Raw genomic sequence first — 14,017 nt, forward strand, 5'->3', positions numbered from 1 at the left:
ATCGCTTTTTTCCTGATTCGATGCCTACAAAGTCTAGTCCAAGGTGCGCATGCTGACTGTCGAGATGCGGAATAAAGAATATTTATGGGTTTGAGGGAACTCTCATTACCGAAAGGTGCGCCGCGGTAGAGGCGTTAAACCAGTCAAAAACGCACCGTCCCTGGTGCCAAGACGCAAATCTGTTTCCTACAACTCAGCCATGGCTTTCAGACTTCACTTCACCGCGGATAACGATTTGTCCGCTGTAAGGGGAAGGCTCAGCTGCCACGCTCTCCGCATCGCGATTCTGAATCTCACCACGAATGACGGTCCGGCCGTTGTAAGGCGCCGGTTGAGCATTTTCAAAGTTGTTCTCGTCGGATTTGCGATCTGCCAGGGTGGCTTGAGCGGGCAGGGCAACCACGGCAAACAATGAAGCGAGAGTGAACAGGGCAACTTTACGCATAACGTATTCTCCAGTATTCGATGGGTTTGAACTCATACCGAGGCCGTTGATCGACTCGACATCAGATGGAGCGAAGTATGGGGCCGGAGAACGGTGGTGAATAATTTGGAAGCCGTATGGGATACATCAGATAGAGTGATGAATTTCATGCCAAGGTGTTTGTTTTCCGCACCTCTGGTTCAGCTGCGGAGGAAATTATCGTCGTAAAAGTACTTACTTATAAGTCACGGTGATGTTTTGAATACGCAGCATTGATTAGTCCCGAGCGGCGTTGATTTGAAAAATAGCAGCCAACTTGTTTCCGACACATCGTATTCCGGAGTTGGCTATGCAGTATCGTCTATTGGCAGTTTTTCTCGCGGCTGTTGTCTCATCGCCAGTGGTTCATGCTGGGTCCTCTGATTCAGTTCTGGCCATTTCTACAGATAACGATCTTTTCGCGCCGACTCAGACCGACCGGGATTACACGGCAGGTATGGCTATAACCTATTCCTCGAATTCAGAAGAGTTCATTGGCAATCCCGTCTCGCGAATCAGCCGGCGCCTCGACGGTTTTCTGTTGCCAGGTATTGGCACGGATACTGAGAAGGCAAAAGGCGCAGCTCTGGAATTCGGCGTTTATGGATTCACTCCGGAGGAAATCAAAGCAACGGAGATTAATCTGGATGATCGCCCGTACAGCAGCCTTGTCTATTTCTCCTCAAGCCAGAGTTATCAGAGCTTAGGCAATGATTCGGGCTGGACAACGTCCATGACGCTCGGGGTGTTGGGATTGGATGTCTTCAAGGCGGGACAGAACTCAGTGCACAAGGTGATAGGCAGCGAGCGCGCTCGTGGCTGGGGCCACCAGATCTCGAACGGTGGTGAGCCTACTTTCCGATACTCCGCCGCCTACCATCAGTACCTGGACAACAGCGCACCCGATCAGCAGTTCAAAGTGACTTACTTTGGATCGGTGGGCTACCTGACCGAATTCGGTGCTGCACTCGTGTTCCGCGATGGATTGATTTCATCGCCGGACAATCGTTTTAACCCTGAATTAATGGCCTACGGCGAGCGCGCGCCTGGCGTGGCCGCTTCAGGCGGCCGGGAGAATTACTTTTGGGGCGGAATGGCGCTCAAGGCACGAGCGTACAATGCCTTTTTGCAGGGTCAGTTCCGCGATTCCGACCACGAACTTGATGCCGACGATCTAAACATTCTTCTGGCTGAGGTATGGGCTGGCTATACCCATAGCTTTGTCGCGAGCACCGAGCTGAGCTATGTGCTTCGGGTCCAGAGCTCCGAAATCAAAGACGGAACCGGAAACCGGACGTTGGCCTGGGGCGGACTGGTATTCAGCAAACGCCTCTGAAGTTTGGGAACAGCGCACACATCACTGTGGAAAATATGTCTTATATCAGGCGGCAATTGGTTTTTACGGCCTCGAAGTCGCATGGTTGTAGGCCCAAGCATTCGCTTCAGGAGAAGGTCTAATGAGCAATATTATTAACGTTACCGATACCAACTTTGAAGAAACTGTTGTTCAGAGCGATCGCACTGTTCTGGTCGATTTTTGGGCGCCCTGGTGTGGGCCGTGCAAGACCGTCGCTCCGCTGTTGGAAGAAATCGCGGATGAATTCAGTGACGAGATCATTATCGCCAAGGTAAACGTCGACGACAGCCCGGAAGTGACGGCGAAGCTGGGAATTCGCGGTATTCCGACACTCGCGCTTTTCAGGGATGGCGGGGTTGTCGCACAGCAAACCGGTGCTGGGAGCCTTGGCCAACTGCGAACGTTCGTCAAAGGGCACCTGTAACAGTCTCACCTTCAGCCCCCAGTTCTGGGGGCTTTTTTCGTTGCTTTTTGCTTGCCGGGCCACTCTGGCGGATTGCCGTAATTGCGGCCAGACCATTTCCCCTTCAAGCTAGCCGATGTTCTACCGGTCGGGAAATTTTGGATGAAAACGCAAGAACTGCAGTTGCTCTATATCTTCGATGCCATCATGACAGAGCGTTCGGTGACCCGGGCAGCGGACCGTCTCGCGATGACCCAGCCCGCGGTATCCAACGCCATTTCCAGAATGCGGCAGATCTGGAACGATCCACTCTTCGTCCGCAAAGGTCGGAACATCGAACCAACGTCTTACGCACTGAGTCTTTGGGATCAGGTGGGCGATCCCATGTTCGCCCTCACGAATGCGGTGAGCGCCACGCAGTTTGATCCTGCTTCCTCCAGGAGAAAATTTCGCATTGCGGTTACCGATGTAATCGTCGAGATGATCTGGCGTCAGCTCATCGAGCTGCTCGAACACGAGGCGCCGGGGGTGGATATACACGCCGTACCCTATACGCCCGAAGGAACCCACGACGATTTGAGAGAAGCTCACGTGGACCTGGCTGTCGGCATGCTGAATCAGCACGACCACAGTTTGCGCAGTACCTGGCTTTTTGAGGGTGGGTATGTCCTGGCAATGCGCGCCGACCATCCGCTCGCGGGTCGGCCGATAACCATGGAAGAGTTTCTCGGGGCCCGGCACCTTTTGGTGACCATGTCAGGCGATGCTCACGGATTTGTCGACCGCTACCTTGACCAGAAAGGACAGAGCAGGCGGATCGCGGCGACCGTCAACCATTTCTCGATTGTCCCTCAAGTGTTGCGAGAGTCGAATCTGATCGCTGCGGTTCCCGAGCTGATTAGCCAGGATTGTGGATTTGTGAACGGCCTCTGGATGGGAGAGCTTCCGTTCGAAGTCGACCCAACCAGCCTGTACCTCATCTGGCATGCTCGTCATGACCGTGACCCGGGTGTGGTTTGGCTTCGAAATCATGTGGAAAGGCTTCTTCAGGAGCGTTGGCACGACATCATGATGAATTCGCCGTGTGGCCGCCGGCTGTAGGCCGCTAAACCGTGACTTGCAGGAGGTTCCTTGTACTGCCATGGTCTAATTGGCGAACGCCAGTCCACATTGGACAAGAGAGTCCATTGCAGTTCAGCCGTGAATACGGGCGAAAGTTTGGTGCTCCACCAATTCAAGACACACGTAAATACGTTTGGCAACCCGCGTGATTAAAGCGGGAAACACCGAAAAGTTCATGAGGGAGAGAAATGGCCAGTCTGACGATTAATGGACGCCAGTACGATCTGGAGGTACCCGACAACATGCCCTTGCTGTGGGTCATACGCGATGTTGTTGGAATGAAGGGCACCAAATTCGGGTGCGGTATGGCGCAGTGCGGCGCTTGCACCGTGCATATCGATGGCGTAGCAACACGCTCCTGCGTGACCCCGGTGTCTGCCGTAATGGGAGAAGTCAAAACCATTGAAGCCATGGCCGAAGATCCGGTTGGCAAAAAAGTGCAAAAAGCGTGGCTCGACCTCGGCGTTGCCCAGTGTGGCTACTGTCAGGGTGGCCAGATCATGAACGCGACCGGGTTGCTCAAAAGCAATCCCGAGCCGAGTTCACAGGAGATTATCGACGCCATGGCCGGAAACCTCTGTCGCTGTGGAACTTACAACCGCATCTTGGCCGCCATCGAGCGCGCTGCTGGAACGGAGGTGAACTCATGAGCCGTTCAGACGACACACTGATGCTAGCCAACGTCAGCCGCCGCGGACTTTTGAAAGGGATGGCCGGCGCCTCCGCGCTTCTGCTCGCAGCCCGATGGGATACGGGCCTTGCCAACGAACAGGCGCAGTTTGGAGCAGGCGCCATGCCCGGCGGCTGGATCGACAATCCCAATGTGTTTATTCATATTGACGCCGACGGTGTGGTCACCTTCATTAACAACCGGGCCGAAATGGGGCAGGGCATTCGCACCAGTCTTGCCATGGTAGCCGCCGACGAACTGGGGGCGGACTGGGACCACGTTCGGGTTGAGCAAGCGCCAGCGAACCAGGAAAAGTACGGCAATCAGAACACCGATGGGTCCCGCAGCATGCGCCATTGGTATCAACCGATTCGCCGTGCCGGGGCTGCTGCCAGGTTGATGCTGGAGCAGGCGGCAGCCAATCAGTGGGGTGTTTCGGCCTCGGAGGTACGGTCCGATGTGCACAAGGTGGTTCATCCGGCCACCGGACGTGAGCTTGGTTTCGGTGAACTCGCCGAGGCAGCACGAGAGCTGGATGTGCCGGGGAGGAATGCCCTGGTCCTGAAATCGGACAGTGAACTGCGATTCATTGGCAAGGAATCCGGCCTGGTCAATGGCGAACTGAAATCCGCTTACCCCAAGGCCGTTGACGGTGAGGACATTGTTTCCGGCGAGGCGGTGTTTGGCGCCGATGTGGACCTGGAGGGAACGCTCTATGCGGTGATTGCGCGTCCGCCGGTCTACGGCGCCGGGATAACCAGCGTTGAAGACAGTGAAGCACTGAAAGTTCCTGGTGTTCAAAAGGTGATCCGCATTGAGACAGCGAACCAGCCTGCTGCTTTCAATCCCCTCGGTGGCGTTGCGGTGGTGGCCTCCGACACCTGGGCTGCGATGGAAGGCCGCAGGGCGCTCAAGGTCGAGTGGGACCTGGCGGTGGCAGGAGACAATGCTGATTACACTTCCAAGGATTATCGGGAATCGCTGGAAAAAGCCGCGCAATCCCCTGGCAAGGTCATCCGGCAATCCGGCAACGTGGATGCTGCCCTGAACGACGCGGCCAACCGTGTTTCGGCAACCTACTACATGCCTCATATGGCCCAGGCGCCAATGGAGCCGCCGGTGGCGGTCGTTCGGGTGAAGGATGGCAAGGCCGAGGCCTGGGCACCGGTCCAGAATCCCAAGGCGACTCGTGATGGGGTGGCCGCCATACTCGGGATGGACGCAGAAAACGTCACTGTGAACCAGACGTTGCTTGGGGGTGGTTTTGGCCGCAAATCAAAACCCGACTTCGTCAGCGAAGCAGCCCGGATTGCGAAGGAGTTTGAGGGCGTGCCCATCAAGCTGCAATGGTCCCGGGAGGATGATGTCCAGCACGCGTACTACCACGCTGTGTCGGTCGATTACCTGGAGGCAGGTCTTGATAGTGAGGGCAAGGCGACCGGTTGGCTGCACAGAACGCTTTCGCCGAGCATCGCCTCGCTGTTTGCCCCGGATCCAAAGCATAAGGGCGCTTTCGAGTTGGGCATGGGCTTCAACACCATGCCGTTCAGCATTCCGTCAATTCGTCTGGAAAACCCGCCGGCACCGGCTCATGTCCGGATTGGCTGGTTCCGTTCCGTCTACAACCTGCCTCACGCCTGGGCCATTCAGAGCTTTGCCCATGAAATGGCAGAAGCAGCCGGAAAGGATCACAGGGATTATGTGCTGGATCTGCTTGGCCCGGGCCGGGAAGTCCACAATCTGACCGTTGGGGATGGCTGGAATTACGGTGAAGACCCGGACACGTACCCCATCGACGTAGCTCGCATGCGGCGCGTCATTGAACGAGCTACCGAGGAAGCCGGCTGGGGCAAGGATACTCCAAAGGGGCGGGGCCTCGGTCTGGCCTTCCACCACAGCTTTGTCTCTTACACCGCCATTGTTTTTGACGTGGAGGTGAGCGACGGCGGCGAACTCACTATCCATAGGGCGGATATTGCCTTCGACTGCGGACCTCAGGCCAACCCGGAGCGCATCCGTGCGCAGATGGAGGGGGCCTGTGTGATGGGTATCGGTATTGCGCTGAAGAGCGAGGTGACGTTCGAGGACGGCGTAGCCCAGCAAAGCAACTTTGACCGATACCTGCTCCCGAGAATGCCGGACGCCCCTAAAGTGGTGAAGGTTCACCTGATCGACAATCCTGACGACGCCATGGGTGGCGTTGGCGAACCCGGTTTGCCTCCTGTGGCTCCGGCCCTTTGCAATGCAATCTATGCGGCGACGGGCAAACGAATCCGGCGCCTTCCGGTTGCTGACCAACTGAGTGGTTGATCATGCAATCCCCGGATTCTCAAGTTGTCACTAAAGCTGCGTCTGTGGCTTTGGCGATCAGTGGGGCCGGTGCTGTGTCGATGGATCGTTTGATTTCGAATGGCAGATCGTTGACGACCTCAAGTTGTGGGCGGTCTTTTCGTCCCTGTTCGACTATTCTGTGTAGTGCCGCAGTTGCCAAGAAGCGTGCCCAACTCATGGCAGTTGTAATCAGGGCTAAACGATGAGGGAAAATATCATGATTAAAATAATCCTGATGTTTTTTGCTTTATCTCTATCAGCATTCAGTGTGCTTGCATGCGGTACCGATACCAAGTGCGCCCCTGGCCAAATCAGTGAGAACGGCCAACGCGTCTCCGATGACCAAGAATGGCGCAGCCTGCTTGGACTGGATAAGACCCGCCGCCCCGCGTTTTTGTTGGCCTCTGGCTCCCAACATGATGCATGTTATTCCGCTTGTAACGACCAATTGATGGCCTGTGAGAAATCGAATTCGGCCTGCAATCTACAGTTCAACGAATGTACGAGCATGTGTGATTTGAAGTATCTGTAGGCACACAACCGGTGGTGCCACCAGGTGGGCAGCTGGTAGGTTGGGTCAGGTCATTCCCACTCGCGGTATTCGCGGGTGGGAATAATTGTTTTACCAGCCGTTCAGAGTTACTTCCAAAAAATTACTTTGGCGGACAGATGAAAAGGTCGAAGACTTAGATCAAACCCATCCATGAGGAGTCCCTATGCTCAAGCGACTGCCCCGGGAAACACCCACTGTTGTCGCTAATCTCGACGATCTCGCAACGTTGGCTGACTATTCGTTCATCGACACCCTCGACTGTGACCCTGAGGGGAAGGCAGACGGAGCCGACCATTCGTCGCGACAGGTCTTCTCGGGCCACTATGTTCCGGTCAATCCCACGCCCATCGAGAACCCCGAATACGTCGCGCACGGCAAAGACCTCTTTCGCGAATTGGGCTTCGCCGACAGCATGGCGCAGTCGGGCGACTTCATCCGCATGTTTTCCGGCGACTTGTCGCATGTTGCGGCGCCGATGCGCAAGGTCGGGTGGGCGTGTGGCTACGCACTTTCTATCTATGGCAACGAGTTCATCCGGCAATGCCCGTTCCAGACCGGAAACGGATACGGCGACGGTCGCGCTATTTCGGTGCTTGAAGCCGTCATCAATGGTCAGCGCTGGGAAATGCAACTGAAAGGTGCGGGGCGCACGCCTTACTGCCGCGGCGCGGACGGCCGGGCAGTTCTGCGGTCCAGTGTCCGGGAGTTCCTGGCACAGGAGCACATGCACGCGCTCGGTGTGCCCACGTCGCGGTCCCTCAGTCTGTACGTGTCGAAAACTGAGAAGGTCAGGCGTCCCTGGTATTCGGAGGGCTCACGCTCAATTGATCCGGATGTGCTCATATCCGAGCCGGTTGCCATCTCTACGCGCGTTGCACCGTCGTTCATCCGGGTAGGGCAGATCGAGCTGTTCAGTCGTCGTGCCCGCAAGCAGGAGCATCCGCAGGCGGTGGCGGAACTCGAGAAGATAGTTTTGCACCTGATCGCTCGCGAATACGATGGCGTTATCGACCAGACACTGACCACCGCCGAAAAAGTGGTGTTGCTCGCACGTGAATTCCGCAACCGGCTGACGTCGCTTGTGGCGAATTGGATCCGTGTTGGCTACTGCCAGGGCAATTTTAACAGCGACAACTGTGCGGCCGGCGGTTACACGCTTGATTATGGCCCCTTTGGATTCTGCGACGTGTTCGATCCGCAATTTCAACCATGGACGGGTGGCGGGCAACACTTCTCTTTCCTTAACCAACCAGCGGCGGCAGAACGCAATTTCCACTCGTTTTGTTCGGCGTTGAAACCATTGTTGACGGCACATCCGGACTGCCAGCGTCAGCTCGACGAGATTGAAAGTGATTTCCCGAAAGTGATGCGAGTTCAGATGGAGAGTATGTGGGCGGCCAAACTGGGACTGGACGCTTTTGACGCGGACCTGTTCAACGAGCTCGCAACGTTGATGATGCAAACGCCGGTTGATTACACGCTGTTTTTCCGGGAACTCTCGTCGGTGCCGGATGATATTGAATCACTCAAGAAAAGCTTCTATACCGGCCCGACGTACGCTGCAGATCCCGAAGGGATAGACAGCCGCTGGTCGGCCTGGCTCGCAAAATGGAAATCGCGCACCCAATCTTTCTCTCGTAAGGCGCTTTCCAGTCAGATGAAACTCGTCAACCCGAAGTACAGTTTGAGGGAGTGGTTTGTCGTGCCTGCCTATCAGCAAGCGGCAGCAGGGAACTATGCTTTACTGCGAGAACTGCAGGACGTCATGACGCAGCCATACGCCGAGCAATCGAAGACCACGGAGAAACAATATTACCGGCTGAAGCCGCCGGAGCTGTTTCAGGTTGGTGGATCGTCACACTATAGCTGCTCGTCGTGACCCAGTCCTTTTCCAGCTGGTCAACCGCGATCACGTCGCGCCAGGGCTTGCCGTTCATGCTCGTGCCTCGTGGATCTGCCGAAGGATGTCGATATGAGCGCCGAGATAGCCGCGCGGCTCGACATAAATATGATCACGAAGCTTTTGGTGCAGGCGTGGTAGGGCGTGGTAGGGAACCAGGGGCACATAGTGATGTTCCGCATGGTAGTTCATGTTCCAGCACAGGAACCTCCATGAGACCGAAACGAGGTTAGTGCGAGTGTTGTCACTTATCTGCGCCACGTTTGGGCGACCCACATGTTCGGTCATCCGGATGAAACGCTTTTCGACGTCCGAAAGCCGCCCCATGGCATGGCGCGAAACCTCCGTGAACTTGGCCTTCCAGTACGGGATCGCGGACAGGTAGAGCAGGTATTCACGATAAGTTTTCGGCGTCGGGATATGCTCCGGGTCTTGCCCGGGTAGCTGGGTATAGGTGTGGTGGTCGCAATGCTCATACCGAAAGAAGCGGTGCGGCAGCAGGATAATCAGTCCGCATATCTGCCCCAACGATATCGTTCAGTTTGCGGGTGCGGAACACGGTGTAATGCACACATTCATGTTGTAGCGAGAAATGATGCACCAGCACAATTCCCTGAAGCAACATGGCAGGCCAGATCAGCCAACTGTTCCAGGCGAGCGTGATCAGCGTCGTGGTTCCAGCCAATAACAACACCCACAGCCCCAATCTGCGCAGGGCGGGGCCGTCGAAGCGTTGCATCAGGGGCTTCATTTCTTCCCGGGTAAGCTTGCCCTCAGCGAACGCCTGAGTCAGGGGAGTGACAATGCCTTGTGTCATGCCTCAACGTAGCACGTCCCAATTCAGCCCTGCAAAAGGGGCCGCCAAGAAAACTCGGCGACTTCAAAAGTACTAGATATGCCAAAGAGATATCAGCCGACGAGTGGTTTGTCCGTCTGTTTTTCGGAAGCCTGTGATTTGCCAACGATGAATCGCAGGGCAACGGCCAAGGTGAAAAATGCTGCCAGGCCGCCGAAGAGAGTGATTACGGGAACAATATTCATGGGGTACAACCTCCAGTCGGTCAATTGTCGCTCCAGCTTTCGTTCGTGAGAACGTTGCGCCCTGAAGGGCAAGTAACAAGAAAACTGTAGGCGACAGATGGTGTGTAAGCTCACTATTAGTATACGACGACGAAGCGCCCTGAAGCGTAGGCAGAAACCATTATTACTCGTATGCAAATACCCTTATTGGACGGCCACACAAAGCACTAAACTTCCGTTGCTAAATTTCAAACCATTCAAAGAAGGAGTATGAGGGGGCAGGGAAGCTCAATATGCCTGTTTGCGGAAGATTGTGGTCAAGGCCTCAGATTCTGCAGCTTCTCACACTGCCTGAGTTTTTATCCGGTGGGTATTTCTCCAGACTATTTCAACAAACATGGCATCCCAAGCCATCCGGCTGACCTGGCTGATGATCCGCATTTCGGTGTTAGTGAATGGGCCTGGCTAGCCCTTCGTCCGGCTGTATCTGCAGAGAGCCACGAATCGCCAAAAGAGTTGGAGCCTTGGGTGAGTTTACGTTCATAAGAGCATGTGAAAAAAATTCACGACGCAGCTGAGAATATAGAAATTGCCCGAATCAATCGGATTTTGCACTCTGAAACTTCCAACAACATGGGAGATACAGGATGGCAAACGTTCTTGTAATTAACGCAAGTGCGCGTTCCGGGGGCTCGATTTCACGTGAGCTAACTCACACATTTAGAGAAACCTGGTTGTCTTCAAGACCCGAAGACAACGTGGTGGATCGGGATGTCGGCCTAAATCCGCCTCCGATTATTTCCGAGGAATGGATTGCAGCCTGCTTCACTCAACCGGAGGAACGTTCGCAAGACCAGCATGCCATTCTTGAGATGTCGGACACGTTAATCTCCGAACTAGAGGCGGCTGATTTAGTGGTGATTGGCACCCCGATGTACAACTATGGAATGCCAGCCGCCTTGAAAGCCTGGGTTGACCAGGTGGTAAGGATCAATAAGACATTTTCTTTTGACCTGGATCGTGGCGATTGGCCGCTGGAGCCGATCTTCTCAGGAAAGACATTAGTTGTCTTCACGTCAAAAGGAGAGTTCGGTTTTTCGCCGGGTAATATCCGGGAGCACATGAACTTTCTCGATGGTCACGTTGGTGCGGTGTCACATTATTTAGGTGTCGCCAATCGCTATTTCGTGCATAGCGAGTATCAAGAGTTCAAAGACAGCAGGCACGAAGCATCGAAAACAGCGGCGTTCGAAGAAGCCGCCGGCCTTGCCAGAAAGCTGTCCTCGGGACTGTAAGGGAGTTTTAAGATGAGCCTCCGCCGCGTGCCACCTCTAAAAGGATTAAGAGCTTTTGATGCTGTTGCCCGACATTTGAGCTTTACTCGCGCGGCGGAGGAATTGTCCTTAACGACCACAGCAGTCAGTCACCGGGTAAGAAACCTGGAAAGCTGGCTGGAGGTGAAGCTGTTTGAAAGAAAATCAAATTCGATCGTCTTGACGAGAGAGGGTGAAATTTATCTTCCTAAAATTCGTCAAGCTTTCGAATTGATTGATGCTGCCCAGAAAGATTTGGATCAAAAGAGGGCGCGAAGCCACGTCAATATATCTACAACCATGTCGTTTGCCTCAAACTGGCTGTTACCGAGGCTGGGAGAGTTTAAAGAGAAGGCTTCCTATATCGATATTCACCTGGAGGCCACCGACCTGAGAAGGGACTTGCTCTCGGGTAACCCGGATATTGCAGTAAGGTACGGCAATTATTCACCTGAATCTGATGACAATTTCATTCGCCAAAAGGTTGTAGATGATTGGTCGATAGCTGTTTGCACGCCTCAAATGGCGGAAAGCCTTAAAAGGCCAGAAGATATTCTCGAACACACATGCATCGAGTATCGCTGGAATCAATACTCGGAAAGCGACCCCTCCTGGGCTAAATGGTTAAAGGTCGCCGGTTTAACGCCCGTATCTCCGCCTCGCCTCGAAATATTTAATGAAGAACATATGGCAATTCAGCATGCACTATCTGGGCGGAGTATAGCGTTGGTAGGCCGTGTCGCCGCTTCAATATACCTATCCGAAGGCCGACTCATACAACCATTTCCGTATCAGTTAAAGAATAAAACATATTATGTCGAGTTCTTAGAAAGCAATTCGGAAAAGACTGCATTGAAGTCTTTTAGCGACTGGCTGGTATGTCAGGCAAGAGATTCGTTTGGGGAATGGTAGAGGGGGACAGGACAAGCCCCAGTGGTTTAGAGAACCCTGTAAAAAGGTCAGCCAAAGGTAGGGCAAAGGCGTCAACTGGGGCGTCAGACGACGGCTCTTAAAGTCATGGAATTGCAACATAACTGACGGTGTTATGGCACATGGCAATACGCACTCCCGTTTTAAGGAACAATGTAAATCGTGTCATTGCGCACCATAAATCGATTGTCGATGGTGAGCCAGAGCGGCTCACCAGCCAGAGGAGCATACTCTGGCAGTCCTCTTTGAGCATGTACATGCAGGTGCGGTTCCGAGCTGTTTCCCGAGTTGCCCATCTGTCCCAGGATGTCACCGGCTTTAACTTTGTCGCCGGCCGCGACTGCGATACTTCCCTGGCGTAAATGCGCAAGGATCACGAAAAAGCCCCCGCAATTGATAGCGACATAGTTGCCAGCCATGTGGTCGTGGTCCATTTCCGGAACCGACATATCTTCTATCCCATAAACCAACAGGGCCACTTCGCCGCTGCATGGCGAGAGAACCGGCACGCCAAAGGTTGTGTATCTGGCCGGATCCGTCGGCTGCCAGCCCTCCTTGTGAAGCCCCATAGGGGTGATCCGGAAGATATCCAGGGCCTTGCTCTGGCCTCGCCACGGACGGAATCGCTCGACTGTCGGGTCCAGTGTTTTGAGGTGCACGTTGATCATCGGTGTGCTCCCTCCGTGGGCAATAAGATAGTGCCCTGGGGGAAAGGGAGCAGCTATGTTCACTACCGCTTCCTCGGGCAGCATCCGTCCCTTCGCTGCGTGCCATGCCAGGTATCCGCCAAGCATGCCCAGCATCGCCACCATCAGGATCACAACCGAATTCGCCGCCGACGCTCGCCAAAACCCGGTGCCCGGTATACCTTTTCGGAGCAGGTGGGTCGCGACAATAAGGAGCAGTAGAAAGCCGTATGCGTAAGGTACCCAAAACGGCGGCATAGCCCACAGAGACGCAAGACCAATGCCCAGCAGAACCGTCGCTACCGAGATCAGCTGAAGCCCCCACGCAAGCCATCCCGCCGCCGGGTAAAACGTGATCCATGCCAGGAGCGCCAACGGCAAAAGAACCTGTGTGACTATTACCATCAAGGACATTTCAGACCTTCTTTCTATGCCACCAGAGAACCAACAGAGCGGCAGCCAGGAGGTTCCCTGTCAACATAAAGGGATACATGTCTGGCGAGATTCGAAGCCACTCGCCGGTAAAGTTCATCATGCCGTGGAAAATCAACACCGCGAGAATGCTTCGACTTGTCCGGTTATAGACCTGAACCATCAATAGGGTCTGGCAGACGATCATAGGCAGCCACCAGTATAACTCGGGGTTGAAAGTCGTATTGGCGTAATAGCTGGGGAACCATACAAACGGTGCGTGCCAGACAGCCCACGCTGTGCCATTTACCAGACCCGAAGTTGTGGGGCCAAAGTGGTGTTGCAGGGTATCCAGATAGTATCCCCGCAAGCCTATTTCCTCGATAGCCGGAAACACGAATGACAGCAGAACGAGAAACAGCAGCGTGCCCGGATTGAAAAACAGGGACGTGTTCAGATCGAGTGGTGAATCAGCGATGCCCAGCCAAAATGCCGCGCCAGCCATGGCCAGATCAAGGCACAGCCAGAACAGCAGGATTACCAGCCACCACCGACCCGAAATGCGACGCCAGTCAACCAACCGGCGAATCAAGTCAAGAACCTTAGCCTTACCGCCTGTAAGTGCCGCCAGCCCTAACCCCGCAAACAACGGGCTGGCGCCTCCGATTAAGAACCACAACAGATTCGGAAAAGCCCACACCGACTCATTTGACAATAATACCGGTAACCAGAAGAGGTAGGCCCATCCAAGGTAAAACAACGGAAAAGCCATTAGCGGGTGAGAGAGAACCCAGTGCCGCAAGCCGATACAACGATGACAAGAATCATTCATGGGGAAACTCGACAGCAGTCAGATTG

13 protein-coding genes are annotated in these 14,017 nt (G+C 54.5%); 8 read left to right on the forward strand and 5 right to left on the reverse strand.

The annotated features are described in order from the left end of the window. Positions 1-193: 193 nt before the first annotated feature. Positions 194-445 carry a hypothetical protein gene (locus KZO34_RS00680; RefSeq protein ID WP_219472318.1) on the reverse strand — a complete coding sequence of 84 codons (252 nt, stop codon included), beginning with the start codon at positions 443-445 and terminating at the stop codon, positions 194-196. 328 nt (positions 446-773) lie between these two features. Here KZO34_RS00680 and KZO34_RS00685 point away from each other — a divergent pair, with 328 nt between their 5' ends. From KZO34_RS00685 to KZO34_RS00710, 6 genes are all read left to right on the forward strand, one after another. Next, positions 774-1,799: a lipid A deacylase LpxR family protein gene (locus tag KZO34_RS00685; protein ID WP_219472320.1), complete on the forward strand. Its 1,026-nt coding sequence runs from the start codon at positions 774-776 to the stop codon at positions 1,797-1,799. Positions 1,800-1,920: 121 nt separating this feature from the next. Then, the gene (gene trxA, locus KZO34_RS00690; RefSeq protein WP_219472322.1) at positions 1,921-2,244 is read left to right on the forward strand and encodes a thioredoxin; all 324 of its coding nucleotides are present in this window, start codon (positions 1,921-1,923) and stop codon (positions 2,242-2,244) included. A gap of 141 nt (positions 2,245-2,385) precedes the next feature. Further along, positions 2,386-3,324, forward strand: coding sequence for a LysR family transcriptional regulator (locus KZO34_RS00695; RefSeq protein ID WP_219472325.1), 939 nt, complete (start codon positions 2,386-2,388; stop codon positions 3,322-3,324). A gap of 209 nt (positions 3,325-3,533) precedes the next feature. Further along, positions 3,534-3,995 (forward strand): (2Fe-2S)-binding protein, encoded by a 462-nt coding sequence (locus KZO34_RS00700; protein ID WP_219472328.1) that lies wholly within the window; start codon positions 3,534-3,536, stop codon positions 3,993-3,995. Continuing rightward, on the forward strand, positions 3,992-6,325 hold the full coding sequence (locus tag KZO34_RS00705; RefSeq protein WP_219472331.1) for a xanthine dehydrogenase family protein molybdopterin-binding subunit: 2,334 nt from the start codon (positions 3,992-3,994) through the stop codon (positions 6,323-6,325). Before KZO34_RS00700 ends, KZO34_RS00705 begins: the two co-directional genes overlap by 4 nt. A 737-nt stretch (positions 6,326-7,062) precedes the next feature. Beyond that, positions 7,063-8,778 (forward strand): protein adenylyltransferase SelO, encoded by a 1,716-nt coding sequence (locus tag KZO34_RS00710; RefSeq protein WP_219472334.1) that lies wholly within the window; start codon positions 7,063-7,065, stop codon positions 8,776-8,778. A 54-nt stretch (positions 8,779-8,832) separates the two neighbouring features. On the opposite strand, the gene KZO34_RS00715 is transcribed toward KZO34_RS00710, so the two are convergent. Beyond that, entirely contained in the window at positions 8,833-9,327 is a 495-nt protein-coding gene (locus KZO34_RS00715; RefSeq protein WP_219472337.1) for a fatty acid desaturase, read from the reverse strand. Then, entirely contained in the window at positions 9,272-9,616 is a 345-nt protein-coding gene (locus tag KZO34_RS00720) for a fatty acid desaturase family protein (protein ID WP_219472340.1), read from the reverse strand. The genes KZO34_RS00715 and KZO34_RS00720 overlap by 56 nt, the downstream gene beginning before the upstream one ends. A gap of 850 nt (positions 9,617-10,466) precedes the next feature. On the opposite strand from KZO34_RS00720, the gene KZO34_RS00725 reads away from it, so the two are divergent. Beyond that, positions 10,467-11,114, forward strand: coding sequence for an FMN-dependent NADH-azoreductase (locus KZO34_RS00725; RefSeq protein WP_219472342.1), 648 nt, complete (start codon positions 10,467-10,469; stop codon positions 11,112-11,114). 12 nt (positions 11,115-11,126) lie between these two features. Next, a complete protein-coding gene (locus KZO34_RS00730) occupies positions 11,127-12,044 on the forward strand; it encodes a LysR family transcriptional regulator (protein WP_219472344.1) in 918 nt (305 codons plus the stop codon). Positions 12,045-12,205: 161 nt separating this feature from the next. Here KZO34_RS00730 and KZO34_RS00735 read toward each other — a convergent pair whose 3' ends face one another. Both KZO34_RS00735 and KZO34_RS00740 read right to left on the reverse strand, forming a co-directional pair. Continuing rightward, positions 12,206-13,162, reverse strand: coding sequence for a M23 family metallopeptidase (locus KZO34_RS00735; RefSeq protein WP_219472345.1), 957 nt, complete (start codon positions 13,160-13,162; stop codon positions 12,206-12,208). Between the two features lies 1 nt (position 13,163). Then, positions 13,164-13,991, reverse strand: coding sequence for a CPBP family intramembrane glutamic endopeptidase (locus KZO34_RS00740; protein ID WP_219472347.1), 828 nt, complete (start codon positions 13,989-13,991; stop codon positions 13,164-13,166). Positions 13,992-14,017 lie beyond the last annotated feature (26 nt).

This window comes from Marinobacter sp. F4206 (assembly GCF_019392195.1).
Lineage (GTDB): Bacteria > Pseudomonadota > Gammaproteobacteria > Pseudomonadales > Oleiphilaceae > Marinobacter.